General features: G+C 66.6%; 28 protein-coding genes. 19 read left to right on the forward strand and 9 right to left on the reverse strand.

Going from position 1 to position 26,374, the window contains the following annotated elements; all coding sequences use genetic code 11:
- The first annotated feature begins 55 nt into the window (after nt 1-55).
- From ACQY8M_RS23595 to ACQY8M_RS23620, 6 genes are all read left to right on the forward strand, one after another.
- Nucleotides 56-949 carry an alpha/beta hydrolase gene (locus ACQY8M_RS23595; protein WP_428660502.1) on the forward strand — a complete coding sequence of 298 codons (894 nt, stop codon included), beginning with the start codon at nt 56-58 and terminating at the stop codon, nt 947-949.
- 82 nt (nt 950-1,031) lie between these two features.
- Nucleotides 1,032-1,274 carry a GSCFA domain-containing protein gene (locus ACQY8M_RS23600; protein ID WP_428660504.1) on the forward strand — a complete coding sequence of 81 codons (243 nt, stop codon included), beginning with the start codon at nt 1,032-1,034 and terminating at the stop codon, nt 1,272-1,274.
- On the forward strand, nt 1,207-1,437 hold the full coding sequence (locus ACQY8M_RS23605; protein WP_428675617.1) for a hypothetical protein: 231 nt from the start codon (nt 1,207-1,209) through the stop codon (nt 1,435-1,437). The genes ACQY8M_RS23600 and ACQY8M_RS23605 overlap by 68 nt, the downstream gene beginning before the upstream one ends.
- Nucleotides 1,434-2,222 carry a hypothetical protein gene (locus ACQY8M_RS23610; RefSeq protein ID WP_428660507.1) on the forward strand — a complete coding sequence of 263 codons (789 nt, stop codon included), beginning with the start codon at nt 1,434-1,436 and terminating at the stop codon, nt 2,220-2,222. The genes ACQY8M_RS23605 and ACQY8M_RS23610 overlap by 4 nt, the downstream gene beginning before the upstream one ends.
- Before the next feature lie 427 nt (nt 2,223-2,649).
- Nucleotides 2,650-3,075, forward strand: coding sequence for a VOC family protein (locus ACQY8M_RS23615; protein WP_428660509.1), 426 nt, complete (start codon nt 2,650-2,652; stop codon nt 3,073-3,075).
- 13 nt (nt 3,076-3,088) lie between these two features.
- Nucleotides 3,089-3,949, forward strand: coding sequence for an SDR family oxidoreductase (locus ACQY8M_RS23620; RefSeq protein ID WP_428660512.1), 861 nt, complete (start codon nt 3,089-3,091; stop codon nt 3,947-3,949).
- Nucleotides 3,950-3,985: 36 nt separating this feature from the next.
- Here the strand turns inward: ACQY8M_RS23620 and ACQY8M_RS23625 are convergent, their stop codons facing one another.
- Nucleotides 3,986-4,990 (reverse strand): Bug family tripartite tricarboxylate transporter substrate binding protein, encoded by a 1,005-nt coding sequence (locus tag ACQY8M_RS23625; RefSeq protein ID WP_428660515.1) that lies wholly within the window; start codon nt 4,988-4,990, stop codon nt 3,986-3,988.
- Nucleotides 4,991-5,184: 194 nt separating this feature from the next.
- Here ACQY8M_RS23625 and ACQY8M_RS23630 point away from each other — a divergent pair, with 194 nt between their 5' ends.
- Complete coding sequence (locus ACQY8M_RS23630; protein WP_428660517.1) at nt 5,185-5,547, forward strand: hypothetical protein; 363 nt, start codon at nt 5,185-5,187, stop codon at nt 5,545-5,547.
- Nucleotides 5,548-5,597: 50 nt separating this feature from the next.
- On the opposite strand, the gene ACQY8M_RS23635 is transcribed toward ACQY8M_RS23630, so the two are convergent.
- The gene (locus ACQY8M_RS23635) at nt 5,598-6,614 is read right to left on the reverse strand and encodes a methyltransferase (protein ID WP_428660520.1); all 1,017 of its coding nucleotides are present in this window, start codon (nt 6,612-6,614) and stop codon (nt 5,598-5,600) included.
- 199 nt (nt 6,615-6,813) lie between these two features.
- On the reverse strand, nt 6,814-8,037 hold the full coding sequence (locus ACQY8M_RS23640) for an MFS transporter (protein ID WP_428660522.1): 1,224 nt from the start codon (nt 8,035-8,037) through the stop codon (nt 6,814-6,816).
- 97 nt (nt 8,038-8,134) lie between these two features.
- Between ACQY8M_RS23640 and ACQY8M_RS23645 the strand changes: the two genes are divergently transcribed.
- The 4 genes from ACQY8M_RS23645 (at nt 8,135) to ACQY8M_RS23660 (ending at nt 12,417) form a co-directional block, all read left to right on the forward strand.
- On the forward strand, nt 8,135-9,853 hold the full coding sequence (locus ACQY8M_RS23645; protein ID WP_428660525.1) for a dihydroxy-acid dehydratase: 1,719 nt from the start codon (nt 8,135-8,137) through the stop codon (nt 9,851-9,853).
- Nucleotides 9,854-9,970: 117 nt separating this feature from the next.
- Nucleotides 9,971-11,251, forward strand: coding sequence for an MFS transporter (locus ACQY8M_RS23650; RefSeq protein WP_428660528.1), 1,281 nt, complete (start codon nt 9,971-9,973; stop codon nt 11,249-11,251).
- 61 nt (nt 11,252-11,312) lie between these two features.
- Complete coding sequence (locus ACQY8M_RS23655; protein WP_428660530.1) at nt 11,313-11,621, forward strand: EthD family reductase; 309 nt, start codon at nt 11,313-11,315, stop codon at nt 11,619-11,621.
- 10 nt (nt 11,622-11,631) lie between these two features.
- Nucleotides 11,632-12,417, forward strand: coding sequence for a gamma-glutamyl-gamma-aminobutyrate hydrolase family protein (locus ACQY8M_RS23660; protein ID WP_428660532.1), 786 nt, complete (start codon nt 11,632-11,634; stop codon nt 12,415-12,417).
- 3 nt (nt 12,418-12,420) lie between these two features.
- Here the strand turns inward: ACQY8M_RS23660 and ACQY8M_RS23665 are convergent, their stop codons facing one another.
- Complete coding sequence (locus ACQY8M_RS23665) at nt 12,421-12,609, reverse strand: hypothetical protein (protein ID WP_428675618.1); 189 nt, start codon at nt 12,607-12,609, stop codon at nt 12,421-12,423.
- A gap of 31 nt (nt 12,610-12,640) precedes the next feature.
- Here ACQY8M_RS23665 and ACQY8M_RS23670 point away from each other — a divergent pair, with 31 nt between their 5' ends.
- From ACQY8M_RS23670 to ACQY8M_RS23690, 5 genes are all read left to right on the forward strand, one after another.
- Entirely contained in the window at nt 12,641-13,981 is a 1,341-nt protein-coding gene (locus ACQY8M_RS23670; RefSeq protein ID WP_428675467.1) for an LLM class flavin-dependent oxidoreductase, read from the forward strand.
- Nucleotides 13,982-14,022: 41 nt separating this feature from the next.
- Nucleotides 14,023-14,772, forward strand: a complete 750-nt coding sequence (locus ACQY8M_RS23675; RefSeq protein WP_428660535.1) for an SDR family NAD(P)-dependent oxidoreductase — start codon at nt 14,023-14,025, stop codon at nt 14,770-14,772.
- A 120-nt stretch (nt 14,773-14,892) separates the two neighbouring features.
- Entirely contained in the window at nt 14,893-15,210 is a 318-nt protein-coding gene (locus tag ACQY8M_RS23680; RefSeq protein WP_428660537.1) for a GIY-YIG nuclease family protein, read from the forward strand.
- A gap of 101 nt (nt 15,211-15,311) precedes the next feature.
- Nucleotides 15,312-16,367 (forward strand): amidohydrolase family protein, encoded by a 1,056-nt coding sequence (locus ACQY8M_RS23685; protein ID WP_428660539.1) that lies wholly within the window; start codon nt 15,312-15,314, stop codon nt 16,365-16,367.
- The gene (locus tag ACQY8M_RS23690; RefSeq protein WP_428675469.1) at nt 16,364-17,071 is read left to right on the forward strand and encodes a DUF7168 domain-containing protein; all 708 of its coding nucleotides are present in this window, start codon (nt 16,364-16,366) and stop codon (nt 17,069-17,071) included. Before ACQY8M_RS23685 ends, ACQY8M_RS23690 begins: the two co-directional genes overlap by 4 nt.
- 75 nt (nt 17,072-17,146) lie before the next feature.
- Here ACQY8M_RS23690 and ACQY8M_RS23695 read toward each other — a convergent pair whose 3' ends face one another.
- Genes ACQY8M_RS23695 through ACQY8M_RS23710 form a run of 4 tightly spaced genes read right to left on the reverse strand, consistent with a single transcriptional unit; the run spans nt 17,147 to nt 21,630 of the window.
- Nucleotides 17,147-18,544, reverse strand: coding sequence for an amidase (locus ACQY8M_RS23695; RefSeq protein WP_428660542.1), 1,398 nt, complete (start codon nt 18,542-18,544; stop codon nt 17,147-17,149).
- The gene (locus tag ACQY8M_RS23700; protein ID WP_428660544.1) at nt 18,544-18,735 is read right to left on the reverse strand and encodes a hypothetical protein; all 192 of its coding nucleotides are present in this window, start codon (nt 18,733-18,735) and stop codon (nt 18,544-18,546) included. Before ACQY8M_RS23700 ends, ACQY8M_RS23695 begins: the two co-directional genes overlap by 1 nt.
- On the reverse strand, nt 18,732-20,099 hold the full coding sequence (locus ACQY8M_RS23705; RefSeq protein ID WP_428660547.1) for a class-II fumarase/aspartase family protein: 1,368 nt from the start codon (nt 20,097-20,099) through the stop codon (nt 18,732-18,734). Before ACQY8M_RS23705 ends, ACQY8M_RS23700 begins: the two co-directional genes overlap by 4 nt.
- A complete protein-coding gene (locus tag ACQY8M_RS23710) occupies nt 20,086-21,630 on the reverse strand; it encodes a carboxylesterase/lipase family protein (protein WP_428660550.1) in 1,545 nt (514 codons plus the stop codon). Before ACQY8M_RS23710 ends, ACQY8M_RS23705 begins: the two co-directional genes overlap by 14 nt.
- A 109-nt stretch (nt 21,631-21,739) precedes the next feature.
- Between ACQY8M_RS23710 and ACQY8M_RS23715 the strand changes: the two genes are divergently transcribed.
- Complete coding sequence (locus ACQY8M_RS23715; RefSeq protein WP_428660552.1) at nt 21,740-22,630, forward strand: LysR substrate-binding domain-containing protein; 891 nt, start codon at nt 21,740-21,742, stop codon at nt 22,628-22,630.
- Nucleotides 22,631-22,711: 81 nt separating this feature from the next.
- Nucleotides 22,712-23,926 carry an MFS transporter gene (locus ACQY8M_RS23720; protein WP_428660554.1) on the forward strand — a complete coding sequence of 405 codons (1,215 nt, stop codon included), beginning with the start codon at nt 22,712-22,714 and terminating at the stop codon, nt 23,924-23,926.
- A gap of 72 nt (nt 23,927-23,998) precedes the next feature.
- Here ACQY8M_RS23720 and ACQY8M_RS23725 read toward each other — a convergent pair whose 3' ends face one another.
- The gene (locus ACQY8M_RS23725; RefSeq protein ID WP_428675470.1) at nt 23,999-24,802 is read right to left on the reverse strand and encodes a DUF2189 domain-containing protein; all 804 of its coding nucleotides are present in this window, start codon (nt 24,800-24,802) and stop codon (nt 23,999-24,001) included.
- Between the two features lie 272 nt (nt 24,803-25,074).
- Between ACQY8M_RS23725 and ACQY8M_RS23730 the strand changes: the two genes are divergently transcribed.
- Nucleotides 25,075-26,343, forward strand: coding sequence for an MFS transporter (locus ACQY8M_RS23730; protein WP_428660556.1), 1,269 nt, complete (start codon nt 25,075-25,077; stop codon nt 26,341-26,343).
- Nucleotides 26,344-26,374: the final 31 nt, after the last annotated feature.

Genomic DNA, 26,374 nt, shown 5'->3' on the forward strand with positions numbered 1-26,374 from the left:
GCCGAAGTGCGCTAAGCTGCTCCACTCGTGAACAAGGACGTGGAGGAAACCAAGCATGACGACCGCCGTCCTCGAAGGCAAGACTGCCGATTTCGACGTCGATGAGGTCGAGTACCTGCGCCACGGCGACAAGTCGCTGCTGGCGCGGATCTACAAGCCGCGTGGGGCGGGACCGTACCCCGCGATGGTCGAATGCCATGGCGGCGCTTGGTGCCAGAGCGACCGCTTCACCGAGCGGCTGCGCCATGAATACATGGCGTCGCACGGCATCGTGTCGATCGCGCTGGATTTCCGGTCGGGCAACGAGGATCCCTATCCCGCGTCGGTCCAGGACATCAACTATGCCGTCCGCTGGGCCAAGCTCAACGCCGGCGCGCTGAAGACCCGAGCCGATCTCATCGGCCTGTCGGGCCAGTCGAGCGGCGGCCATCTGGCGATGTTGGTCGCCATGCGGCCGCGCGACCCGCGCTACGCGGCCATCGCGTTGCCGGCCGGATCGCCCGGCCACGACGCAAGCGTGCGCTGCGTGGTCATGACCTGGCCGGTGATCAACCCGCTGAGCCGATACCGCCATGCCAGGCGCGCGCTCGCGGCCGCAAACCCGCCCGACTGGCCGAAGTCGATCATGGCGCGGCAGGATTCCTATTGGCTCTCGGAAGCGAACATGGAGGAGGGCAATCCCATGCTCGCGCTGGAGCGTGGCGAGCCGGTCCTCACGCCGCCGGCCGTCTGGTTCCAGGGACGCGACGACACCCTGCATGACTACAAGGACACCGAGTCGAGCTTCGACGGCAACGAGCCGCAGCGCTTCTGCGCCAACTACGCCAAGGCCGGCGGTTCGATCGCGCTCGAATACATCGGCATGAGCCGCGGGGTCGGCCACGCGCCGGATCTGTCGAAGACCGGCGACATGTTCGATCGGATGGTTGCTTTCATCGGAACTGCGTGAGCGACTGATCAGTCAAGCGTGCCCATGGATCGCTCTTTCAAGAAGCTCGCGATGCCGCGAGCGTGGCTTTCCGGAGCCGGCCATGCGATCTGGCGCCCCGGAAAGGACCAAGCGGCGCAGGCCGGGTGTTCGGTTCCTCTTGACGGTTTCCCCAGTTCCGTTGAAGGCCTCGGCCTCGCAAAACCATGTCCTTGCCGCCACGACCTACTCGAAATCCGTCTTGAGGGCGGTGGCGGGCCAACTCGCCGATACCTACGATGATGTGGACTTACTTTCCTTCCTACGAGCTGGTTGCCAGCCCGTGGTCGAAAGGTTTCTTCTTTGAAGACGGCTTGCGCGAAATCAATTCCGGGGGTGTATTCGCTGTGATGCGTGTGTTTTCGCAAGGGCGTCCTGCCGACGAAATTCCCTCCTCCAAGAGCGACAAGCGGAAGGGGCGGGAGAAAATCGTCTGCGAAGAAGAGCTTCTTGGAGCATTCGAGCCATGAAAGTTGCGTTCATCGGCAACTCTCACCTCGCTGCTCTAAAGCGAGCCGCATCGGTGACGGAGTTTCCCAGCAGCGTGGAAGTGACTTTTTTCGGGGCGTCAGCCAAGCACACTTCCAAGAACGGAGGCATGTTTCTCGAGCATGACGGTCGACACCTTGTTCCTCGCGTTGAAGAGATTCGCGAGACGTATCGGCTCACGGCCGGTGTCGACAGAATAGATACGCAGGGGTTCGACGCGTTCGTTCTGGTCGGCCTGACGTTCAGCTATCCGGACTTTTTGACTCTTTTCTTGAATCACGTGCGGTATCGGCATGCGTCATATGTGCCCCGCGCGCAGATCTTCTCGGAAGACACCTTGGAGGAGTGCGTCAAGAATCTGATAAAGGAAGATTCGGGATTGAGGCTAAGCCGACTATTCATTGAGGCTGACCGACCGGTATTCGCGATTCCGCGTCCATGTCCGTCTGAGGAGATCCTTAAGCGAAAGACATTCAAGCTTATCAGGCTTGCTACCGATGGACCCTATCTCGGACTTCTTTATGACGAGTTTTGCGCCCGCAACGAGCGCCTGATGAAGGAAAGAGAACTTCTTCTTCTGCCCTCGAACACCTCGATTCACCGGTATCCGGGTTTCAACAAAGCCGAATACAGTACCAACAGCAGGGTTGGCTGGACCGAGGGTTCTGTCGCCCCTCGGAAGCGAGGCGATGAATGGCACATGAATGAGCTCTATGGACAGGTCGTTCTCCAGGATTTCCTCGGCAGCGTAGTCCGCGTTCAATAGACGTCTTGTAGCGTGCGACGTTCTGACTCGAACAAGGCGCTTTGACGTGCGTCGTCGCCCTCATTGGATGTGTGCAAACGTTGAAGTGCGCACTGAAAGCGAATTGCGGCCTGGTTGTCGATCAAGCCAGACCTGCTAGCCGGCAGCCCGGCAATGGTTCCATCGCCCGCGGCACCTCATTGCCTGAATTGTGGTTGCTCTCTCCCGATCAGCGAGCGCACAAAGCACAACTTCATCAAGAGACGCATTTTTGGTCTGACGTTTCACGATAGGCGCGATCCTGCATCGAAGCTCTATTCGATTTGCACGTCGATCACCAGTAACTGGATCGTTTGCCACGCGGCATTCGAGAAGGCCGAACCATCGTTCGGCTCGTTGACGGGCCAATCCTGATCGCACACCATTGCCGGAACTGAGGGAGAAGACGATGAGCATCGTTCAACGAATGGATCATTTCACGATCGTCACGGACAAGCCGGACGAGACCAAGTCGTTCTATGCGCAGCTCGGGCTTCATCCGGGCGCGAGGCCGAACTTCGCAGTCAATGGATTCTGGCTCTACGCTTCCGAGGGCAAGCCCATCCTGCACGTCATCGAAGTGAAGACGATGCCGACGCCGCGGCGCGGCGCACTCGACCATATGGCCTTCCGCGGCGAGAACATGGCTTCGACCCTGGACTGGCTCAAGGGACAGAATATCCAGTACCGGCTGACCCGCGCGCCCGATCCATTCCGGACCTGGCAGCTCTTCTTTCCCGATCCCAACGGCGTCGAAGTCGAAATCGACTTCGATCCGTCGGAACCGCAGCCGGCTGACTGGAAGGGCAATGCGCCCATGACGCCGCGCAACTGAAGGGCATCCCCGGATGGGCGAGACTTTCGCGAAGAACAGCACGGGCAAGCCGGTCGCGGTGATCGTCGGCGCCACGTCGAAATGGCAGTCGGACGGCCGCAACACCCGGTTGGCCCATGGCAAGGCCATAGACGACAGCGACCTGCCCGTCGGCGTCCGCTGGGGCGTCGGCGGCGCGATTGCCCAGAAGTTCGCGCGCGAAGGGTTCTTCGTCGTGCTGACGACCCGCAGCGAGGGCAATGCGTCGGGGCTGGCGGCGGCGATCCGGGAGCAGGGCGGCGATTGCATGATCGTCGAGCTCGATCTTTCCCGGCAGGAGTCGATCGCCGCGGCCTTCGCGACGATCCGAGGCGAGGCGGGCGATCCGCACGTTCTGGTCTACAACGCGGGATACCTCGAAGGTCGCGATCTGCCGCCGGAGAAGGAGCTGCTCGAGCACATCCCGGTCGAGATGTTCGACACCGCCCAGCACATCGCCAGCCGCGGCCCGTTCCTGGTCGCCAAGGAAGTCCTGCCGGCGATGCGCAGGCGGGGCGAGGGCTCGTTCTTCTTTTCCAACAATTCGAGCTCGCTGCGCGGGCGCAAGCGCATGACCGGCCAGTCGCTCTATTATCCGAGGGTCATGATGCGCACCCTGGCGCAGGTGCTCACGGAGGAATATTCCGAGCATGGCGTGCATGTCGCCAACGTGGTGATCGACGGCCTGATCGACTCGCCCGGAACCCACGCCCTGCCCAGAGCCAAGCAGAACCCTGATCTGATCATCAATCCGGTCAAGATCGCCGAGGCGTTCTACTACCTGCACACGCAGGACCGCTCGTGCTGGACGCACGAGCTGCAACTGACGCCGTTTCCGGCCAAGCCGAGCTACTGAGAGAACTTCCTCCCCATAGGAATGAGGGGGAAAAGGCTACTCGGCCTTGGCGCCGGATTGCTTGATGATCGGCAACCAAATCGCCTGGTCGTCTTCGATTACCTTGCGGGCTGCTTGGGGCGAGGCGGGCGGCATCATCTCGAAGCCTTGGACCAGAAGCTTTTCCTTGACCTGGGGCAGCTGGCCGATGCGATTGATCTCGGTGTTGAGGCGGGAGACGATCGCATTCGGCGTCCCCGCCGGCAGCGCGAAGCCCAGCCAGGTGGCGACTTCGAAGTCGGGTACGCCGGCCTCGATCATCGTCGGCACGTCGGGCAGCATGGCCGAGCGCTCCCGAGTGGTGACGGCGAGCGCCCTGAGCTTGCCGGACTTGATCTGGCCCAGCACGGTCGGCGCGTTGAAGGATCCCCATGCGACCTCGCCGTTGACCACGGCCAGGACCGCGGCGGGCGCGCCGCGATAGGGCACGTGCTGCATGCTGACCCCGGTGCGCTGCTCCAGAATCACGCCCGACATGTGCATGCTGCTGCCGACACCGCTCGAGCCATAGGTGATCTCGCCCGGCCTGGCGCGCGCCTGGGCTACCAGTTCGGCAACGGTCCTGGCCGGGTTGGCGGTGGGGACGACCAGCACGTTGGTGAGGATGCCGGAGGCGGCGACCGGCACCAGGTCCTTGAGCGGATCGTAGCCAGGTGCCTTGTAGAGGCCGATGTTGAAGACTGTGATGCCCTGCGACGTGAGCAGCAGGGTGTAGCCGTCGGCCGGGGCGCGTGCGCCTTCCACGGTGCCTATGATGCCGCCCGCGCCGCCCTTGTTGTCGACGACGACCGGCTGGCCGAGCGCCTTGGCGAGCTCCTCGGCGAAAGTGCGTCCGACGATATCGGCACCGGCGCCCGGCGCGAACGGTATGATCATCCGGAGCGGGCGCTCCGGCCAGTCGGCCGCCCGCGCAGCCGCCGCTGGCACGAGCATCAGGGCACCGGCAAGTGCCTGCCGCCGGGTCAAAGCCTGCCGTGTCGAAACCTGTCGTGACGGGATCATGGCCGCCTTCCTCTCTCGAGCCTGGGTTCGCGCGTTACACAGCCTCGCGAAAGGACATGTCGCCGAGATCGTTCCTCTTTCCGATGCCGACACCATTGTGGCGTAGGTTTACCGGCGCCGTCACGGCGCGAAATCGAAAATGGGCGCAGAGAATCGGCGGACGACTCCGCACGCCATTCACGCTATGCTCAGCGATGCCCGATTCGCCCGAACTCATTGCGTTGCGCAGTTCCCTTGCCGAGACCGTCGAAGAGCTTGCCCCGGAAGCAGCGAAGCAAGTGGCCCAGGCTGTCATCCGCCAAATCCTCGATGCCATCGACAGCGGCGTCTGTCCGCTGGGCGATTGGGAGCGCCGGTGCCTTGCTGCCGCGATCACCAGCCTGCGCGGCGGCAGGTCCAACGAGGCGCGATCGCGGGCGCGCCGGGCGTTGTGGCCGGAAGAGAACAGGCGAAGTGCTGCGATCGCCAAGTTTCCTGTACGGCCCGGGATGCATACGGTCGATGAGCTCAGGCGCGAATTCGAGGCGGCGATGACGGCCGGACGGGCAAAGCGGTAGGAGCAGCGCGCTTCGACGAAAAAGCCGAGTCCGCCCTCGACGAATCCTCCCTACGGGTGACGCGCGCGGGTAAGCTGCGTGATCTCGTCCAGCATGTTCGCCGTGCTCTCGATGACGAAGCCCGCGTCGCGCAGCGTGCCCTCGACCAAACCGGGCGTCAGGCATTCTGCGTGCGGATTGTCCAGCATCGCCGCCAGCAGGTACCAGGCGGCAAAGGCGGGGCCTTCGTGCCGGTCGTCGACCATGAAGTCGTGCACCAGCACCAGCCCGCCGGGCTTCAGCGCCGCGAAGGCCCGCCGGGCGAGTGTCGGGATATCGTTGCCGCCGACCGCGCTCCAGACATAGGACATCAGCACGACGTCCTGGTCGCCCGGCCAGTCGGTGTTGATCGCGTTGCCCTGGATATGGGCAACGCGATCGCTCATGCCCGCTTCGGCCGCATAGTGGCGGGCGGTGTCAGTCGTCTCCGGAAAGTCGAGGATGGTTGCGGTGAGCTTCGGGTTCTGCTTCAGGAAGGCGAGCGTGTAGGCACCGCTGCCGCCTCCGACATCGAGGAACTTCGTGGCGCCGGCGAGGTCGACCCGCCGTGCCATGAGCCGGGCAGGGCCGAGTGACCCGGCATGCTGGGCGCTGCTGAAGGCCGGGCCGCCGACGCCGCCTTCGGAATAGACGATGCCCTCGTAGAAACCCTTGTCGGGGAAGATCCTCTCGCCGCGCATCGACTTCTCGAGATGGCGCAGGCCTTCGTAGAGGAAGCCGCCATTGACGATCCGGATGTAGTCGCGGAAGTCGCCCGGCGCGCCGGCGACGAGATAGGTCGCGACCGCCGGTGCATTGGCGAACGTCCCGTCGCTCTCGCTCACCAGGCCGACCGTCTTCAGCGTCGTGAGCAGGGTGCGCAGCCGGTTGGGCGCGGTGCCGGAGGCGGTCGCGAGGCCGGCGAGGGTGGTCGCCCCGCTGGCGATCTTGGTGAACAGGTCGAGGTCGAGCGCGGCGAACAGCGCCTTCGAAGCGATGAAGCCATAGGTGAGGGCCGAGATCTGGCGTACATCGTCGACCGGCTTCATGGCGATATCCATTCGTCGCTGTTGTGCCCGGCATAGTCGCTATGCTGCGAAGCACGGGCAAGCAGACTCTCCCGTCGTCCCGACCGAAGCCGAGCGTAGCGCGGCGCAGCGGAGGGACCTTGCCTCTACAAATTGCGGCTGCTTATTGAGATATGGTTTCTCCATTGCGCGCCTTCGGCGCTCCGGTCGAGACGACGGGTCAGATCCGCCGCCACATCCGCCACGTCGCCGCCAGGGCCAGCAGGCCGATGGCGCCGGTCACCGCCGTCGCGTTCGGAGCGCCGATACGGTCAGCGAGCCAGCCGAGCCAGACGAAGCCGATCGGGCCGGTGCCGATGCAGACCGACAGGACACCCAGGATGCGCGAGCGCATTTCGGCCGGGGCGGCGAGATAGACGAGCGTTGCCTGCAGCGTGGCGAACGCGGCGCCGCTCAGCCCGGTCGCCAGCATGGCGATGCCGGCCAGGACCGGCGTCGGGCCGACGGCGAAGGCGATCACCGCCAGCAGGTAGACCGCAACACCGCCGACATAAGCACGCGCGTGCCAGCCCGGCGTCAGCCAGAGCGCCAGCATCAGCGCTCCGGCAAAGGCGCCGACCCCGTCGACGCTGGTGAGGATGCCGACGCCTTCCGGGCCGAGCAGCAGGCGATCCCGCCCGACCACCGGGATCATGCTGGTGAACGGCCAGGCGAAGACGTTGTAGATGATCGTCACCATCATGATCGCCCTGAGCCGCTTGTCGACGGCGACGATGCACAGCGCTTCCCAGGTTCGCGCCAGCACCGCGCTTGAGTCCGGCGAGACGGCGAACCGGCTGCGCACCGCAAGCGTCGCGGTGATCGCAATGGCATAGAGCGCCGCGCCCAGCAGCAAGGCGCCCTCGATGCCGATACCGACCAGCAGCAGGCCGCCGACAGTCGGGCCAACCATGCGGGCGGCGTTCGAGGCACCGACATCGAAGGCCATCGCTGTGCCCATGCGGTCGCGGCCGACCGCCTCGCCCATCATCATGCGGCGCAGCGGATTGTCGGCGGTCCAGCCGAAGCCGTTGACGAAGCTGCCGACTGCAAGATGCCAGACCTGCAGCGTGCCGTTCCAGGCGATGAGGCCCAGCGTCGCCGAGGTCAGGCCCATCACGCCGAGCACGGCGGCGAGCGTAACGCGCCGGTCGAAGCGCTCGACGAATGCACCGAGGAAGGCGCCGAACAGGCCCATCGGCAGCAGGCGCAGCATGGTCATCATCGCGACCACGAAAGCCGAGCCGGTCTGCTGGTAGACGACCACGCCGACCGCAACGGTTTCGAGCCAGCGCACGGTCGACGCGATCATGCCGACGAACCACAGCCGCCAGAAATCGGCGGGCATCGCCTGCAGGACGGATCGGAACGGGGTGTCGGCCTTGTTGTTGTTTTCGCTCTTCATACCCAGCCGTCGATCTGCTCTGGCGCACGGGAGGGGATCGGTTACCTTGGTTCCACAAATGCGCGGCGGACAATAGACACACTTACGGCGGACGGCCATGACACAAGACAGCAGCACCTTCTGGAAGAAATCGCGGGTCGAATTGCGCGCCGCCGGTTTCGATCCCGACCGCGCGGCAAAGACCAGCGCCGTCGTCACGATCGCCGCCGCCCATACCAACGCCCATCGCTGCAACAACCGGGTGCGCGGCATCGCCGATCTGCTGGTCGAAATCCTGGCCGAGAAAGGCGGGCAGGGGCTGATCGTCGGCGCGCCGGCTGTCTCCGATGCGCTGACGCAAGGCACGCCCACGGCGGGCTACAGCCTGGTGTCGCGCGACATCGTCGCCGACTGCTTCGAGATCGGCCATTACGCCCATCACGGCGACGCGATGATCGTCATCTCCGGCTGCGACAAGACCGGGGCTGCCGCATTGATGCCTCTCGCGCGGACCAACGCGTTCGGGCTCGTGCTCTATCCCGGCACCAGTTCGCCGGGCCGGGTCGATTTCGGCGCCTGGGCCGCCAAGGGCAACAATCTCACGATCATGGACTACGCCGAGGGCCGCGCGGCCCAGGAGTCGGGCCGGATCTCGGCCAACGAGCTGCTCGAGCTCGAGCGCAACGTAATGCCGGGCAGCGGCACCTGCGGCGCGATGTTCACCGCCAACACGATGAGCACGGTCGCCGAGTCGATCGGCATGATGCTGCCGCACGGCGCGTCACATCCGGCCGACTACGATGCCAGGAGCGACATGCATGCCGATGTCCGGGCGCAGGCGCGCGCCTCGGTCGACGCGCTGTACCGGCTGATCGAGGCGGGCATCCGGCCGCGCGATATCATGACCGAGCGCGCCTTCGAGAACGCGATCACCACGGTCTATGCCATGGGCGGCTCGACCAACATGTACCTGCATCTGCTCGCCATCGCGCGGCAGGCCGAGGTGCCGATCACGATCGAACGCATGCAGGCGATCGGCGAGCGGGTGCCGCTGATCGGCAACCTGCAGCCGCACGGGCCCTACGCGATGGTGAGCCTGCACGAAGTAGGCGGCGTGCCGGTCGTGATGAAGGAGCTGCTGCGCGCCGGCCTCCTGCACGGCGACGTGATGACCGTCACCGGCCGGACGCTGGCGGAGAACCTCGCCGACGTTCCGACGCTCGACCAGATCCCGGCGCAGGACATCGTCCGGCCGGTCAGCCGACCGGTCGCGCCGCCGAACAATCACATCAGCGTGCTGAAGGGCAATCTCGCGCCGGAGAGCTGCGTGCTGAAGCTCTCGGGTAAGACGCTGGAGAAGGGCGAGTTCCGCGGCACGGCGCGGGTGTTCGAATCGGAGGCCGAGACGATGAAGGCGATTCGCGCCGGCGAGATCGTGCCCGGCACCGTGATCGTGGTCCGCAATGTCGGTCCGGTCGGCGGACCCGGCATGCCCGAAATGGTGATGCTCACCATCCAGCTCCAGGGACGCGGCCTGGCCGAGGGCGTCGCGCTGATCACCGACGGCCGCTTCTCCGGCGTGAGCCACGGCATCCTGATCGGCCACATCTCGCCGGAGGCGGCCCGCGGCGGTCCGATCGCGGCAGTGCGCGACGGCGACACGATCGTCATCGATCCCGGCGCGCGGACCCTCAACCTCGACGTGCCCGACGCGGAGATCGCCCGGCGCATGGCCGACTGGCGACCCCCGGCTGTGGCGGGCCGGGTGCGTCCCGGCTCGGTCCACGACAAGTACATCAAGCTGGTGTCGTCGGCTCACTACGGCTGCGTGGTGTAGGACGATGAAGTTGCTGGGAGCGCGGGTCTCCAGACCCGCTCATGATTCCGAGCGGGTCTGGAGACCCGCGCTCCCAGCAAGACCATGAGCATTTCAATCTCCCAATAGCCTCCCTCCATGTCTCCCGCCCTCCGGCGCCAAGGCCTCGTGATCGTGGCCACCCTGGCGACTGCCTATGTCGCCAGCCACTTCTTCCGGGCGGCGAACGTCACGATCGGGCTCGACCTGATGCGCGACCTGCAGATCGGGCCGGAGGCGCTGGGCGCGCTGACCGGCGCGTTCTTCCTCGGCTTCTCGGCCATGCAGATCCCGTGCGGTTTCTTCCTCGACCGCTTCGGCCCGCGCCGCACGATCTGCGGCATGCTGCTTGTGGCCGTCGTGGGGGCAACGGTCTTCACCCTCGCGCCCAGCTGGCTGGTGCTGCTCGGCGGCCGGACGCTGATGGGGGCAGGGTTCGGCGTCATGCTGATCGGCAGCATGGTTGTAATCTCACGCTGGTTCCCGCCCGACCGGTTCTCGACCATGGCGGCGATGGTCCTGTCGATCGGGTTGCTCGGCAACCTGGCGGCGACGACGCCGCTGGCCTGGGGCACCGAGCAGATCGGCTGGCGCGGCGTGTTCGGCCTGATGGTCGGCTTCACCGCGCTCGCGGTGATCACGGTCTGGCTGGTGGTGCGCGACGCGCCACCCGGCCATCCCTTTCTGGCGCGCAAGGCCGAAACGCCCGGCGAGATGCTGCGTGGCCTGATGGAGGTGCTGCGCAATCCCAGCCTGCCTTTCATCCTGGTCCTCAATTTCTGCAACTACGCCTGCACCTTCACGATCCAGGGCCTGTGGGGCGGGCCGTTCCTGCGCGAGGTCCACGGCCTCACCCGTATCGAATCGGGCAACGTGCTGCTCACGGCAGTGATCGCCTACCAGGTCGGCATGCTGACCTTCGGCCCCCTCGACCGGCTGCTCGACACCCGCAAGTGGATCGCCATCTTCGGCACGACGACCATCGCGCTCATCCTGGGAATCTTGGCGCTGGTGAGCGAGGCGCCAGCCTGGCTGGCGATCGCCGCGATCATCGGCATCGGCTTCCTGAGCGCCTCCAGCACCATGATCATGACGCACGGCCGCGGCACTTTTCCCGACCGGCTGATCGGGCGGGGAATCGCGACCATGAACACCTGCGTGATGCTGGGGGTGGCCTGCATGCAGACCCTGTCGGGCGTCATCCTGGGCGCCTTCGAGCCGATGGCCGATGGCGCCCGGTCGGAGCTGGCCTATCGCAGCCTGTTCGGCTTCATGTGCGCCGTACTTCTGGTGGCGGTGGCGATCTACAGCCGCGTGGCGGACGTCCGGCCGAGCGACGAGGTGCGCGCCCGGGCGGCGGAGGGGACGCGCCTGGGCTGATGCTTCGTTGAGCGATGGCAGGCAACGTGGAATCATGCTCCGAGCCCAGGGGAGGACTGCAATGGCGAAAGTGATGGTCATGTACAACAAGCCGGCCGATGCGGCGGCTTTCGACGCCTATTACTTCAAGAAGCACGTCCCGTTGGCCAAGACGATCCCGGGCCTTCGCTCCTACGAGGTCAACGCCGGACCGGTCGTCACGCCGCAGGGGCCATCGCCCTATCACCTGATTGCGACCCTCACATTCGAATCGATGGCGGCAATCGGTGCGGCTTTTGCTTCTAAGGAAGGCCAGGCCACGGTTGCCGATGTTGCCAACTTCGCGCAGGCCGGTGTGCAGACGGTGATATTCGATACGCGCGAGGTGTAGAGCAGCCAGTATGACGAAACCGGTAGTAGGCGTGATCGGAAACGCCCATGTGGTCAACGACCGGCACAACGTGCAGGTCGTCGGCCAGCGCAACATGCGCGCCGTGGCCGAGGTGGCGGAGGCGTTGCCGTTGATGTTCGCCGGGATTCCGGACATCACCGACATCGATGCGTTGCTGGGAGCGGTCGACGGCATCCTGCTGACCGGTGGCCGCGCCAATGTCCATCCGACCTATTTCGGGGTCGAACCCTGCGCGGCACACGAGCCTTACGACCAGGACCGCGACGCGATGGCGCTATCGCTGATCGAGGCCTGCGTCGAACGCGGTGTGCCGCTGTTCGGCATCTGCCGCGGATTGCAGGAGATGAACGTCGCGTTCGGCGGCTCGCTCCATCCCGAGATCCGCGAGCTGCCCGGTCGCATGAACCACCGCATGCCGCGGCTCGAGAACGGCGAGGTCCATCCCGATCCGGAAGTCGTGTTCGCCGACCGGCACGAGGTGCGGCTGCTGGCGGACGGCGCTTTCGCAAAGCTGCTCGGCTGCGAATCGATCCGTGTCAACTCGCTGCACGGACAGGGTATCCTGAATCCCGGCAAGCGCGTGGTGCTCGAAGGCATCGCCGAGGACGGTACGATCGAGGCAATCAGCATCGCCGACGCGCCGGCCTTCGCCCTGGGTGTCCAGTGGCACGCCGAGTACGACCCGCAGACCAACCCCATCAATCAGGCGCTGTTCAAGGCCTTCGGCGCCGCCCTGCGCGAACACCGCCACGCCGTAGGCCGCGACCCAGGCTGACATTCATTTCCTCTCGGGCGTCGCCAGGGAGAAACTGATGGGCTTAGGCGATCGCGCCTCGCCGTTGGGATTTACCACGACCTTGCGGTTGGTCGCGAAGGGCGCCTCGTCCGCCCAGGCGTGGCCGGTGCCGGCAAGGGCCGCGGCAGGGATGCCGAGCGTGGTTCGCAACACGGTTCGACGGGCCGGCACGGCGGTTTCCTCCGGGGATCATTTTCGCGATATTGGCCCCATGAAGCGGCAAATGCACCTCAACCTGTTCATCCAGAGTCGCGGACACCACGAGGCGTCCTGGCGGCACCCGGATGCCTCTCCACTGGCGTTGACCGATATCCGCTTCTACGAGGACATGGCGCAGCGCGCGGAAGCGGGCCTGTTCGATTCGATCTTCCTCGCCGACCAGCTCGCGCTCGACGCCGACGTGGGCCGCGCCGGCCGCACCTGGCTGGAGCCGATCACGGTGCTGGCGGCCTTGGCGCGGGCGACCAGCCGGATCGGCCTGATCGCCACCGCATCGACCACCTACACCGAGCCGTTCAACCTTGCGCGCCAGTACGCCTCGCTCGACCATATCAGCGGCGGCCGCGTCGGCTGGAACATCGTCACCTCTTGGCTCGCGACCGCGGCACGCAACTTTGGCGGCGAGGGACAGGTGAGTCACGCCGACCGCTACGCCCGCGGCGAGGAGTTCATGCAGGTCGTGAAGGCCCTGTGGGACAGCTGGGCCGACGATGCGGTGATCGATGATCGCGACGGCGGGCACTATGCCAGGGCCGATCGCATCCGCCCGATCGATCATGCGGGCGCGTTCTACAAGGTCGCCGGGCCGCTCAACATGCCGCGCAGCCCGCAGGGGCGGCCGGTGTTCGTGCAGGCCGGGTCCTCCGACACCGGTCGCCGCTTCGCCGCGCGCCATGCCGAGGCGGTGTTTACCGCGCAGATGGAGAAGGCGACGGCGCAGGCGTTCTATACCGACCTCAAGGCGCTGGTGAAGGCCGAGGGGCGGCCGGTCGACCAGGCGCAGATCCTGCCCGGCCTCAGCCCGCTGATCGCCTCGACCGAGGCCGAGGCACAGCGCCAGGTACGCGAACTGAACGATCTCACCGATCCAGAGGTCGGGCGCCGCCGCCTGTCGAGCCGGTTTGGCGGCCATGACTTCTCGCACCTGCCGCTCGACAAGCCTCTATCGGTCGGGGATTTCCCCGATCCCGGCACGGTCGAGGCGGCGCGCAGCCGAACGGAGGTGATCGTGGGCCTCGTCCGGCGCGAGAAGCCGACCTTGCGCCAGTTGCTGGCAAGCCTCGCCGGCGCACGCGGTCACTACACGGCGGCAGGCACGCCGGAGCAGATCGCCGACCTGATGCAGGGCTGGTTCGAGGAAGGTGCGGCGGACGGCTTCAACGTCATGCCGCCGGTGCTGCCGGCGATGCTCGACACCTTCGTCGCCGAGGTGATTCCCCTGCTGCAACGCCGCGGCCTGTTCCGCACGGCCTATGAAGGCGAGACGTTGCGCGAGCATTACGGCCTTGCACGGCCGGAGAGTGCATTTCACGGCGCTGGCTGAACGTGGCACGATGCCGGCTGGCATCGATCTCGGGGGAAACAATGGAACTGAAGGGCAAGGTCGCCGTCGTCACCGGCGGAAACGGCGGATTGGGCCAGCGCATCTGTCACGCGCTCGCGGCACAGGGCTGTCACATTGCGGTCGTCTATGCCCAGAGCAAGGACCAGGCGGACGGCGTGGTGCGCGATCTCGAGAAGCATCAGGTCGGCGGGGCGTCGTTCGCCTGCAACGTCACGCAGCGCGATCAGGTGCAGGCGATGGTCGACGACGTGGTCAAGCGCTTCGGCCGGCTCGACATCCTGATCAACGATGCGGCCTACAACAAATCCATCCCGTTCAAGGACCTCGACGGGCTGACCTACGAGGAATGGACCAAGATCATCGACATCAATCTCACCGGGCCGATGCTGACGACCAAGGCGGTAGGGCCGGTGATGAAGCGGCAGGGCAGCGGCCGGATCGTGAATATTTCGTCCGTTGCGGGGCTGGGGCCGACCGGCTCGTCGATCGCCTATGCCGTGTCCAAGGCGGGGCTGATCCATCTCACCAAGTGCATGGCCGTCGCCTTGGCGCCGGAGGTGCTGGTGAATTGCGTAGCGCCCGGCCTGCTCGAAGGAACGCGCGCAACGGCAAATCTTCGACCGGAGGCGGTCGAGATCAACAAGAAGGCCTCGCTACTGGGGGTTGCCGCGGACAAGGACGACTGCGCCGACCAGGTCGTCACCATGTGCCGGACCAACACCATGACCGGCCAGACGATCGTCATCGATTCCGGCCGCACGTTCCATTGATCCTTTGTCATCCCTGTCGCCCTAGATCCTTCGCTGCGCTCGGGATGATACCGATGATCTTGCATGCATACGCGGTACCGGGTGTTATCCCGAGCGCAGCGAGGGATCTAGGAGCGGCGATTGGATCGGGCATACTACGTCTATGTCCTGACTGGCGTGAACCCGAAGGTCGTGTATGTCGGCGTCACCAATAGCCTCGAGAATCGCGTGGCGGAGCATCGCAGCGGCGAGGGAAGTGCGTTTACGCAGCGCTACCGTGTCCACACGCTCATCCATGCCGAAGAGTACCGTTATATCGAGGACGCCATCGCCCGCGAGAAGGAGATCAAAGGCTGGCGCCGCTCGAAGAAGGACGCACTGGTAGAAGCGACGAATCCGGCTTGGGCTGATCTGCTCGAAATCCCCGTCACTCTAGATCCCTCGCTGCGCTCGGGATGACACGAGTGCTATTGCATGCATTGCGTCACTAATACCCATCGGTGTCATCCCGAGCGCAGCGAGGGATCTAGGGTATCTTCTTCGATACGAGGAGTAACTCCATGAGCAATCAATCCGGCCTGACTTTCACCCATTGCGCCGTCACGGCCGCTGCCGCCGGGCACGGGCACGATCACACTCATCCGCGGCGGCGAGAGGTCGTGGTCGCGGGCAAGCGGGTCAAGACCGTCGACATCCATGCCCATTGCTGCGTGCCGAAGGCGATGGCGGTGATCAACCATCCGCTCGAGGCGCCGGGCCTGCTGATGGAGGACACCAGCACACGCGTTGCGGCGATGGATGCGCAGGGCATCGACGTCGAATGCCTCAGCATCAATCCGTACTGGTATCGCGCCGGGAAGGACGAGAGCGCCGAGCTGATCCGCCTTCAGAACGAGGCGCTGGTCGAGTTCTGCGCCGCGCAGCCCGACCGCTTCGTCGCTTTTGCCACGGCGGCGCTGCAGCATCCGGAGCTGGCAGCGGAGCAGGTCGAGCACGCGGTGAAGAAGCTCGGCTTCCGCGGCGTCAGCGTGGGCGGCAGCGTCGCCGGCCTCGAGCTGGCCGATCCGAAGTTCAATCCGTTCTGGGCCAAGTGCGAGGAGCATGGCCTTCTGGTCTTCCTGCATCCGACCGGCACGCGCGAGCTGGAGCCGAGCGGTCGCCTGAACGGCAGCGGCCTGCTGAGCAACACGATCGGCAATCCGCTCGAGACGACGATCGCGCTGTCGCATCTGATCTTCGAGGGCACGCTCGACCGTTTCCCCGGCCTCAAGATCTGCGCTGCCCACGGCGGCGGCTATTTCGGCTCCTATGCCAACCGCTCCGATGCGGTCATCAAGACCTTCCCCAATCGGGTCGGGCCGCTGCCCAAGAAACCGCCGACGGCCTATCTCAAGGACGGCCAGCTGTTCTTCGACACGATCGTGTTCACGCCGGAGGCGCTGCGCCACCTGATCGCCGAGTCCGGCGTCGGCCAGATCATGATCGGCACCGACTACCCGTTCCCGTGGACCAGCACCGAGGTCGATCTCGTGATGTCGACGCCGGGCCTCAGCGACGAGGACCGCATCGCCATCCTGGGCGGCACGGCGCAGAGACTGATGGGCATCGAGCCCTGAGCGATCTCGCAGCCCTCGACAAGCTCCGGACGCGTATCCAGGGGCTGCGCGCCAAGACCATCGCCAACGGCTGCACCGAAGGCGAGGCGCTGGCCGCCGCCGCCAAGGTCGCGGAGTTGCTTGATCGCTACGACCTGTCGCTGACCGACGTCGAGATCCGCGAGGCGCCGTGCGAGCGGCGCGCCTACGAGACTCGCAGCAGGAAGCGTATCCCGCTCGACGAATGCATCGGGGCGGTCGCCGAGTTCTGCGATTGCCGCGTCTGGCGCGAGAAGGACGCGGCGAAGGAGGTGCGCTACGTCTTCTTCGGCCTGCGGGCCGATGTCGAGGTCGCGCACTACCTGACCGAGCTGGTCGATGCGGCGGTCCGCACGGAACTCGGCCGATACAAGACCTCCTCGGAGTATCGGCAGTTCCGCCACCAGGAGCGGCACATGGCGAACGCGTCCTTCGCGCTCGGCATGGTCGCCTCGATCGCCGACAAGCTGATGGCGATGAAGGCGGAGCGCGATCAGGCGAAGAACAGCACGGGGCGCGGCCTCGTCGTGCTCAAGACCGCTGTCATCGAAACCGAGTTCGACAAGCTCGACTTGAAGCTCCACTCGGTGGAGCGCCCCATGCGCATGGTATCCCCCGACGCCTACGACGCCGGCGAGGCGGCCGGTGCCTCGCTGCCGATCAATCCCGCGATCCGCAGGTCATAGTCTTCGGGACCGCGAGCCTCTGGCTCGCTCAGGCGTCTGAGCGAGCCAGAGGCTCGCGGTCCGGAAGAGCATGAGTCAGATGGCCATCGCCGGCCGCTTTTTTCGCCACGGCGTAGCCGTCTCGTAGGCGTGCGCGGCGCGGAACAGGGTCGGCTCGGTGAACGGCTTGCCGGCGAGCTGCATCGACACCGGCAGGCCGCCCTGGCCGAAGCCGGTGCAGAGGCTGATTGCGGGAAAGCCGGTGACGTTGCACGGCATGGTGAAGGATGGCTTCTCCATGTTCGTCCACTTGGCCTTTGCGGCATCGTCGATGCGCGGCGCTTCGCCGGGCTGGGAGGCGCTGACGATGATGTCGAGATCCTCCATGGCCGCGGCCATCTCCCGGCACAGCAGCCGCCGGCGGCGCGTCGCCTGCACGATGTCGGCGCCGCTGAACAGAGCGGCCAGGGCCACGCGATCGCGGAACAGCTCGCCGTAGTCGTGGAAGCGCTCGCGCATCCATGGGGCATGCAGGGTGAAGGCCTCGTTGACCATCAGCAGGTAGCCGACGGCATGGTATTCGATGGCCGGAGACAGGGTGATGTCGCGGACCTCGGCGCCTTCCTTGCGGAAGAAGTCCATCGCGGAGTCGATGCCGGCCCGTGTCGCGTCCGAGGCACGATGGTCGGTCTCGAAGAAGTGCCGGACCACGCCGATGCGCAGGCCCTTCACGCCCTTGCCGATCTCGGCGGTGAAATTGGCGACAGGACGATCCACGCTCGCCGGGTCCTCCGGATCGTGGCCGGCCATGCCCTGTAGCAGCAGCGCACAGTCCTCGGCGGTCCAGGCCATCGGCCCGGCATGGTCGAGGCTGAAGGCGAGCGGCAGGATGCCGGACCGGCTCGACAGGCCGTAGGTCGGCTTGATGCCCGCGATGCCGCACAAAGCGGCTGGCCCGCGGATCGAGCCGCCGGTATCCGAGCCTGTGCCGCCCAGGATCAGGCCGGCGGCGACGGCCGCGCCCGTGCCGGACGAGGAGCCGGCGGTGAAGTGGTCGCGGTTCCACGGATTGCGTGCCGGCGGCCAGGGCAGGTCGAAGGAGGGGCCGCCGAAGGCGAATTCGTGCGTCGCGAGCTTGCCCAGCATGACCGTGCCCGCATCGGCCCATTTCTTGACCGTGTGGGCATCGCGCGTCGGCACGTTGTCCTCGAGCAGCTTCGAATGCGCCGTCGTGCGGATGCCGGCGGTGTTGTAGATGTCCTTGTGCGCGATCGGGATGCCGTCGAGGGGCCCGCGCAGCGTGCCCGACATCTGCCGGCCCTCCGCCGCCTTCGCATCGGCCAGCGCGCGCTCTTCCGTTACCAGGAGAAACGCGTTGAGCTGCGGATCGAGCTTCTTGATGCGAGCGAGATGCGTCTTGGTGAGCTCCACGGGCGAGAGCTTCTTGGCAGCGATCTGCTTGCCTGCTTCGGCGATGGTGAGAATCGCCGACATCACTTCTGCTCCACGTCGAACGTCAGTGCGGGTTCGGACTCGCGCGGCAGCGGCGCGTTCACCCGCGCGATCAGGCGCTGGATGATCTCCGCGCCGGGCAGGATCTCCTTCACCTGCTCGGGCGAATGGGGCAGCCCGGCGCGGGCTAGCAGGGCCTTTAGCCCGGCTTCGTCGATCGATGGTGTACTCATGCCAACAACTCCTGTGAGGCTGCCCGGGCGCGAACGGCGCCGTCGCGCGCCATGTCGGCGCACAGGCCGGTATAGGCGGTCGGATCGAGCAGCTTGCCGATCGCCTTGGGATCCATGTGCGCGGTGAGGCGCGTGTCGGCGGCCAGCAGCTCGGAGAACGGCTTGCCCTCGACGAACGCCGCTTGCGCCGCGTCATAGACGACGTCGTGCGCGTGCTGGCGGCCGATCGCGGTGCCGAGATCGAGCATCACGGCTTCGGCCATGATCAGTCCGCCGCCGAGGTCGAGGTTGGCGCGCATCCGCTTGGGATCGACCCGCAGGTCGCGCATGATCTCGGCCAGCCGGCTCAGCATGTCGCCGGTGGCGATGCAGGCGCGCGCCTCGGCGCTGTCCATCATCAGGCTCGTGGTACGGTCGGCCTCGTGCTCGGTGGTCATCGCCTCGAGCGCCAGCGGCACCAGGCTGCGGATTTCGGCCGCCGCCGCGATGATGTCCTGGCAGAGCTTGGGATTGCGCTTCTGCGGCATGGTCGAGCTGCCCACGGTGCCGGGCGGCACCGGCTCCTCGACCTCACCGAACTCGGTCTTCATCAGCGTGTAGACCTCGCGCCCGATCTTGCCGCAGGTCGCGGCGAGCAGGCCCAGCACGCAGATATTCTCGGCGAGATGATCCCCCAGAGCGCGCGACGGCACGGTCATCGAGCCGAAGCCCAGGATGCGGCCGATGCCTTGCTGCACCGGCGGGCCCTGCTTGCCGAGCGAGGCGAAGGTGCCGGCGCCGCCGCCGAGCATGGCGACGAACAATCGCGGCGCCATCTGGCGCAAACGTTCGAGATGGCGCAGCAGCTCGTCGATCCAGACCGCGACCTTGTAGCCGAAGGTTGCCGGCACGGCGTGCTGGCCGTGGGTGCGGCCGGCCATCGGCATGTCGGCGGTGCGCTCGGCGAGGTCGGCCATCGCGGCCAGCACCTCGCCGATCTGGCGGAAAAAGATGGCGTGCGCCTGGCGCAGCACCAGCAGATCGCCGGTTTGCGTGATGTTCTGCGTCGTGGCGCCCCAGTGGACCCACCCGCCGTGCGGCTCGCCGACGATGCGGCCCAGTTCCCAGACCAGCGGCACGAGCGTGTGGCCGGTGCGGGCAAAGCCTTCGTCGATCCGCGCGCGATCCATCAGCGCGAGCTGCGCCTTGGGCGCGATCGCCGCGGCGGCCTCGGCCGGAATGATGCCGAGCTCGGCCTGGGCGTGGGCGAGGGCGGCCTCGACGTCGAGCCAGGCCTGCCAGCGGTTCTCGATGCGGTAGAGCGCGCGGATGCCGGGATCGGCGACGCGCGTCGCGGTCGGCAGCGTGTCGCTAGCGGCGCTCATTGGCGACCTTGCTCCAGAGGGGACGGACCTCGCCGTCGGGATCGTCGAAAACCCTGCAGGCGTCGTCGAAGACCATCACCGAGCGCTTGTCGGCCCTGTAGGCCGGCCAGTCGGCCTTGCCGGTGCGGGCGAACGCGACCCAGGTCTGCGAGACGCGGTCGGCCAGCGCCTGCGCGCCGGGCTTGTGGTGCCGCTCGCCGATCACGTCCAGCGTATCGAACACGAACGGCACCTCGACGGAGTGGCAGGATTTCAGGCGGCCGCCGAAGGCCGGCGACTCCCAGGCGAAGTCGTAGACCCAGACTGGCGCTTTGCCGCGCGCGGCCTTGCGCTCGGCGAGCATATTCGAGCGCACGCTGAAGTTCGACATGGTGAGAGCGGTGATCAACTGGTCGGCCGGTCTCGCCGACGGGTCGCGGCGCCTGTAGTAGGCAGCCAGCTCGAGTGCTGCATCGCCGGCGACGGCCGCGATTCGCTTGCCGAACTCGTCCTCGCTCAGCGTGCGATTCCACACGGCATCATCCGGCGCGAGGAAGATCGCCGACTCGTCCTTGGTGCCGCCGACCAGGATCGGGATGTCGTCGGACACTGCGGGCGCTGCAGGATCGAACGGATGGGCCGGCAACACACTGCCGTCGATCACCGGCCCGAAGTTGTAGCGGTCGAGCAGGGGAAGGCTTGGGCGTGGCAGGGCTGCTTGCGCAGGCACGACGGCTTCCTGCAGCCGTGCGAGCGGCAAGCCGGCGAGCTGGTCGGCGCCGACGTCGAGATGCTTCAGGACGGCATCGGCGAGCTGCGCGGTGCGCTCGCGCTCGGCGAAACGCACGCTGGCGCCGCTCTGCACGATGGCCTTGTGGAACAGGCCCTTGGCGCCGGGCATGGTGAGGAGGGCGCAGACCTTTCCGCCGCCGCCCGACTGGCCGAAGATCGTGACATTGCCGGGGTCGCCGCCGAAGCGGGCGGCATGCTCGCGCACCCATTCGAGTGCGGCGACGAGGTCGAGCACGCCGGCATTGCCCGACCGGGCGAAGCGCTCGCCGTGCGCCGACAGGTCGAGATGGCCGAAGATGTTGAGCCGGTGATTGACCGCGACGACGACGACGTCGTTGCGTCGGGCGAGCTTGACGCTGTCGTAGCGCGGCGAGTTGGCCGAGCCGTAGGAGAACGCGCCGCCATGCAGCCAGACCAGGACCGGGCGCTTGCCGTTGTCGAGGCCGGGCGTCCAGACATGCAGCGTCAGGCAGTCCTCGCCGACCGGCAAAGTGTCGACCGGACCCCAGACCGTCGCCAGTTCCGGCCGTTGCGCCGCGGCGGGCGCCTGCGGCGAGCGGCCGGCGTAAGCGGTCGCCTCGCGCACGCCCGTCCACGGCTCGGGCTTGCGCGGCGGCAAGAAACGGTTGGCGCCAGCTGTTGAGGCGCCGTAGGGAATGCCCTTGAAGACGTGGACGCCGCCCGCCGTGTAACCGGCTACTCGCCCCGACGCCGTCTCCACGACAGGCATCTCGACGCGTACATCGACATCACCGGGCATCACGTTTCTCCCCTTTGTTGGCGGGGGAGCGTGCTCGTGCGGCCGGCCAGCGTCAACGCCGTCCGATTGCACTGCGCGGTCCCGGCTATGAATCTGGTATTGTCCGGCGATGTCGCTTCGTCTTCCGCCCCTGCCGGCCTTGCGCTTCTTCGAGGCGGCAGGGCGGCACCTGAGCTTCAAGCGGGCCGCGGCCGAGCTGAACGTGACGCCGAGCGCGGTCAGTCACGGCATCCTCGCTCTGGAGCGGGCGCTCGGCACGGCACTGTTCGTGCGCGAGGCGCGCGGCCTGTCGCTGACGCCGGCAGGGGCGGACTATCTGACCTATGTCAGCGAGGCGCTGTCGCTGATCGCGATTGGCACCCAGCAGCTGCCCGGCCGACGGACCGATCGCGCAATCGCCGTGAGCTGCGCGCCGATCTTCGCGTCACGCTGGCTGTTGCCGCGATTGCAGGGATTCAGGCAGCGCTGGCCGAAGACCAGCGTGACCGTCGACACCTCGCGGCGGCAGGTGGGCTTTCCCGTCGACGGCTTCGACTTCGCCATCCGCATGAGCCGCGCACCGCAGGGCGGGCAGGGCTGGACACGCCTGCTGGGGCAGCAGCTCGTACCGGTCTGCAGCCCGGCCTGTCGCGCCACCCTGCTCGACGGGACGGGCGGGGTCGATCTCCGTCGCGCGGTGCTGATCCATGTAATCGCGGCGAGCGAGGACTGGCAGGCGTGGCTCGATGCACGAGGCATCGGTGACATCGACGTGAGAGGCGGCCTGCGATTCGACACGGTGGAACTCGCCTTCGATGCCGCCGTCGCGGGCTTCGGCGTCGCGCTGGGACGCAAGCCTTTCGTCGACCGCGAACTTGCCGCCGGCACCCTCGTCGAGGTTGGCGCGGAGTCGATCGCGGCCGAGACAGCCTACTGGCTGGTAAGCTCCGACGCGTCGGACCGCCGGCCGGATCTTCGCGGCTTCAAGCGCTGGCTGATCGAGGAGACTCGAGCCGGGTGAATATCCTTCATCTCCCGGCGAAGCCTTCTCCTTTGTAGCGACTGCTGCCGGTTGCCACCTTGGCGGCCGGAGGGCAGCAGGATGAAGAGATCGACGCTCGTGATCGTGGCGGCCGCTTTGCTCATCAGCGCCTCGATGGGGACCCGGCAGACGTTCGGCCTGTTCATCGATCCGTTCGCGTCCGATCGCGGCATTCCGGTCACGGCGATCGCCTTCGCGATGGCTCTGCACAATCTGGTATGGGGCTTTGCGCAGCCCTTCGCCGGCGCTGCCGCGGACCGGTACGGTGCGATGCCTGTCGTCGTCGCGGGCTCGTTGGCCTTTGCAGCGGGGTTGGCGCTAGCGGCCGTGGCGCCGTCCGGCGTGTTGCTGGTGATCGGCTTCGGCCTTCTGGTCGGGATCGGCATCAGCTGCACGACGTTCGGCGTGGTCCTGACCGCGGTCGGCCGCGCTGCGGCGGCGGAGAAGCGCAGCATGGCCATGGGTCTGGCGAGCGCCGGCGGCTCGCTCGGCCAGGTCGTCCTGGTGCCGCTGGCGCAGGCGATCACCGAGGCATCGGGGCTTTCGACTTCGCTTGTCGCGTTGGCGCTGGTGATCGTCGCCGTGGCGCCCTTGGGCTTCTTTCTCGACCGGTACGACGCCGACGCGGCCCCCGTCGTGGAGCTGCGGGCGCCCCCGCTGTCGGAGATGCTGGCGCTGGCGATCCATCATCCCGGCTATCGGCTGCTGACCGTCGGATTCTTCACGTGCGGTTTCCAGCTCGCCTTCATCGCGACCTACCTGCCGGGATACCTGCTGCTCTGCCAGATGCCAGCCGGGCTGGGAGCCACGGCGCTCGCCCTCATCGGCCTGTTCAACATGGCCGGAACCTGGGCGTGCGGTTGGCTGGGGGGCCGGTTCCGCCAGCAGTATGTGCTGGCTTGGCTCTATCTCGTCCGCGCGGTCACCATCGGCGCCTTCGTGGCACTTCCCAAGAGCGGCGCACTGGTTCTCGGCTTCGCCGCAATCATGGGGCTGACCTGGCTGGGCACCGTGCCGCTGACCAGCGGATGGATCGCCAAGGTGTTCGGCACGCGCCATCTCGGCACGCTGTTCGGCATCTGCTTCTTCAGCCACCAGGTCGGCTCGTTCCTGGGCGCATGGTCGGGCGGCGTTGCCTTCGACCTGACCGGCTCGTATTCGCTGGTATGGGGCCTGACGGCCGTCGCCGGGCTATTCGCGGCTGCGGTGAACCTGCCGATCAAGGACGCGCCTGCATCCAATCCGGTTCCGGACCCAGCAAGTGCGTCGTCGTGACGCTCTCGCAGTTCGGCTGAGCGAAGACGCGGATAAGCGCGAGCGCGCCCCATGGCGCCCGCCGATCTGCGGCTAGCGCGGCAGGACCTTGCGATAGAGGTGCCATGTCGCGTGGCCGAGGACGGGGAACACGATAGCCAGGCCGAGCAGCAGAGGGATCGCGCCGAGCATGAGACTGCCGGCGATGATCAGGCCCCACAGCGCCATCGGTCCGGGGTTCTTGCGCACCACCTCTATCGATGTGCCGATCGCCGTGCCGACGCCGACATCGCGGTCGAGCAGGAGCGGGAAGGAGACGACGCTCAGCACCAGCACCGCGAGCGCGAAGAGGAATCCGACCGCGATGCCGACAATCGCCATCGTTCGGCCGGCACTCGTGGTCAGCACGTCGTTCATGAAGGTCTGCAGCGAGACCGGCGGCTCGGGTCCGAGCGTGAGCAGCCATATGATGTGCGCGGTGCCGAGCCACAGCACGAACAGCGCCAGCAGCACGAGCCCGAGCGCCATGATGGCGCCCAGCGCAGGCGAGGTCGCAACGCCGAACGCATCGGCCCAGCCGGTGTTGATGCCGAGTTCGCGCCGGCGGCTCATCTCGTAGAGGCCGACCGCGAAGAATGGTGCGATCAGCGCGAATCCCGAGGCGAGCGGGAAGAGCAATGGCACCATGCCGTAACCCCAGATCAGGCGCGACAGCATGAGACCGACGATCGGATAGAGCAGGCAGAGGAAGATCACATCTGTTCGATAGGCGCCGAAATCCGCGAAGCCTCGGCGCAGCACGTCGCGCAGGTCGGCGGCGGTGATGTGCCGCACCGCGGGCACGGCCCGGTCGCGGCCTTCCCATGCGCCTTCCATGGTGTTGCCGGCCGAGCCCATGGCTCGTCCCGTCTGCTTCAGCGAGTCCCATCCCCATTCGATGGGGTTGCGAATGTGTTGCTGCATGGCCATGGGTGTCTCCTTCGGTCTTGAAGGGGCCGCGGGCCGCGTGGCTTGACGTTCAGTCCCGGTCGCAAGTCACGAAGAGCCGCGAACCACCACTTTGTGCAGTCTACGACGGGAGGAGTCGGAAGTCCCTCAGAAACAAGGTTCGCGCGCGCACACTATCGGAATGTTAGCCTGCGTTGGGTTATCGGGGGGGGGAAGAGAGAATGGCTGTTGGCAATTCGCCCAGGGTTGTCGCTGCCGGTGCCATAGGTAACGTCCTCGAATGGTACGATTTCGCGGTTTACGGGTATTTCGCCACCGCGATCGGCCAGGCCTTCTTCCCCAAGGAAGATCCGGTCGCCCAGGTCCTGGCGGCCTTCGGCATCTTCGCGGTCGGCTTCCTGATGCGGCCGATCGGCGGCGCGTTGGTCGGCCATATCGGCGACAAGTACGGCCGCCGCGTCGCGCTCACTTTCTCCGTCGCGGCCATGGCGATCCCGACGTTCCTGGTCGGCGTGCTGCCGGGTTACCAGGTGCTGGGGATGCCGGCGCCGATCGCGCTCACGATCCTGCGCATGGTCCAGGGACTGTCGGTCGGCGGCGAATACACCACCTCCATCATCTTCATGGTCGAGCATGCGCCGCCCAGCCGGCGCGGTCTGATCGGCGCGATGGGCTGCTGCGGCGCGGTCGGCGGCATCCTGCTCGGCTCGGCGACGGGTGCGTTGCTCACCGCCGTGCTGCCGGCCGATACGATGTCGTCCTGGGGCTGGAGGATCCCCTTCGTGCTCGGGCTGCTGGTCGGCCTCGCCGGCTTCTTCCTGCGGCGTCACCTCGCCGAGGCTCCAGGTAGCGACGGTGAAGGTCGCTCGCCGCTGCGCGAGACGGTCCAGCATCATGGCAGATTGCTCGTTCGGCTGGCCGGCCTGTCGATGTTCAATGCAGTCGGCTTCTATCTGCTGTTCGTCTACATCGTGAGCTGGCTGCAGCTCGCCGACGGCATCGCACCGGCCCACGCGTTGGCGATCAACTCGACCAGCATGGTCGTGCTGCTGCCCTGTGTAGTCGCGATGGGCGCCCTGTCGGACCGCCTCGGCCGCAAGCCGATCCTGCTGGCGGCCACGGTGCTCGCGTTCGTGTCCGCCGTGCCGCTTTTCTGGCTGATGCATCAGGACCAGAGGCTCCTCGTGCAGCTCGGCCAGCTCGGCTTCGTGCTGTCGGTCGGCATGTTCCTCGGCACCCAGCCCACCTTGATGGTCGAGGAGGTCCCGGCGGCGATCCGCTGCACCGCCGTCGCGCTCGGCTACAACGTGACGCTGGGCGTGGTCGGCGGCTTGAGCCCCCTGGCGGCGACGTGGCTGGTGAGTCGGACCGGCGACGACCTCAGCCCGGCATACATGATCATGGTGGCGGCAGTGATTTCGTTCCTCGCCGCACTTGGCTTCCGCGAGCGCAGCGGTCAGCCGCTGGAAGGCGATGCGGTGTCGGCTTAGAGCTTCGAATTCTTCCGTCATCCCGACCGGA

Origin of the sequence: Reyranella sp., assembly GCF_965279465.1 — a bacterium.
GTDB lineage: Bacteria > Pseudomonadota > Alphaproteobacteria > Reyranellales > Reyranellaceae > Reyranella.

Coding starts and splice junctions, on each gene's coding strand:
- ACQY8M_RS23700 (WP_428660544.1), bottom strand. CDS start 18,735: ATGAGTACACCATCGATCGACGAAGCCGGGCTAAAGGCCCTGCTAGCC.
- ACQY8M_RS23630 (WP_428660517.1), top strand. CDS start 5,185: ATGCCCGATTCGCCCGAACTCATTGCGTTGCGCAGTTCCCTTGCCGAG.
- ACQY8M_RS23695 (WP_428660542.1), bottom strand. CDS start 18,544: ATGTCGGCGATTCTCACCATCGCCGAAGCAGGCAAGCAGATCGCTGCC.
- ACQY8M_RS23675 (WP_428660535.1), top strand. CDS start 14,023: ATGGAACTGAAGGGCAAGGTCGCCGTCGTCACCGGCGGAAACGGCGGA.
- ACQY8M_RS23635 (WP_428660520.1), bottom strand. CDS start 6,614: ATGAAGCCGGTCGACGATGTACGCCAGATCTCGGCCCTCACCTATGGC.
- ACQY8M_RS23685 (WP_428660539.1), top strand. CDS start 15,312: ATGAGCAATCAATCCGGCCTGACTTTCACCCATTGCGCCGTCACGGCC.
- ACQY8M_RS23625 (WP_428660515.1), bottom strand. CDS start 4,990: ATGATCCCGTCACGACAGGTTTCGACACGGCAGGCTTTGACCCGGCGG.
- ACQY8M_RS23620 (WP_428660512.1), top strand. CDS start 3,089: ATGGGCGAGACTTTCGCGAAGAACAGCACGGGCAAGCCGGTCGCGGTG.
- ACQY8M_RS23655 (WP_428660530.1), top strand. CDS start 11,313: ATGGCGAAAGTGATGGTCATGTACAACAAGCCGGCCGATGCGGCGGCT.
- ACQY8M_RS23645 (WP_428660525.1), top strand. CDS start 8,135: ATGACACAAGACAGCAGCACCTTCTGGAAGAAATCGCGGGTCGAATTG.
- ACQY8M_RS23660 (WP_428660532.1), top strand. CDS start 11,632: ATGACGAAACCGGTAGTAGGCGTGATCGGAAACGCCCATGTGGTCAAC.
- ACQY8M_RS23650 (WP_428660528.1), top strand. CDS start 9,971: ATGTCTCCCGCCCTCCGGCGCCAAGGCCTCGTGATCGTGGCCACCCTG.
- ACQY8M_RS23600 (WP_428660504.1), top strand. CDS start 1,032: ATGCGATCTGGCGCCCCGGAAAGGACCAAGCGGCGCAGGCCGGGTGTT.
- ACQY8M_RS23705 (WP_428660547.1), bottom strand. CDS start 20,099: ATGAGCGCCGCTAGCGACACGCTGCCGACCGCGACGCGCGTCGCCGAT.
- ACQY8M_RS23710 (WP_428660550.1), bottom strand. CDS start 21,630: ATGCCCGGTGATGTCGATGTACGCGTCGAGATGCCTGTCGTGGAGACG.
- ACQY8M_RS23715 (WP_428660552.1), top strand. CDS start 21,740: ATGTCGCTTCGTCTTCCGCCCCTGCCGGCCTTGCGCTTCTTCGAGGCG.
- ACQY8M_RS23730 (WP_428660556.1), top strand. CDS start 25,075: ATGGCTGTTGGCAATTCGCCCAGGGTTGTCGCTGCCGGTGCCATAGGT.
- ACQY8M_RS23720 (WP_428660554.1), top strand. CDS start 22,712: ATGAAGAGATCGACGCTCGTGATCGTGGCGGCCGCTTTGCTCATCAGC.
- ACQY8M_RS23640 (WP_428660522.1), bottom strand. CDS start 8,037: ATGAAGAGCGAAAACAACAACAAGGCCGACACCCCGTTCCGATCCGTC.
- ACQY8M_RS23605 (WP_428675617.1), top strand. CDS start 1,207: ATGATGTGGACTTACTTTCCTTCCTACGAGCTGGTTGCCAGCCCGTGG.
- ACQY8M_RS23610 (WP_428660507.1), top strand. CDS start 1,434: ATGAAAGTTGCGTTCATCGGCAACTCTCACCTCGCTGCTCTAAAGCGA.
- ACQY8M_RS23725 (WP_428675470.1), bottom strand. CDS start 24,802: ATGGGCTCGGCCGGCAACACCATGGAAGGCGCATGGGAAGGCCGCGAC.
- ACQY8M_RS23595 (WP_428660502.1), top strand. CDS start 56: ATGACGACCGCCGTCCTCGAAGGCAAGACTGCCGATTTCGACGTCGAT.
- ACQY8M_RS23615 (WP_428660509.1), top strand. CDS start 2,650: ATGAGCATCGTTCAACGAATGGATCATTTCACGATCGTCACGGACAAG.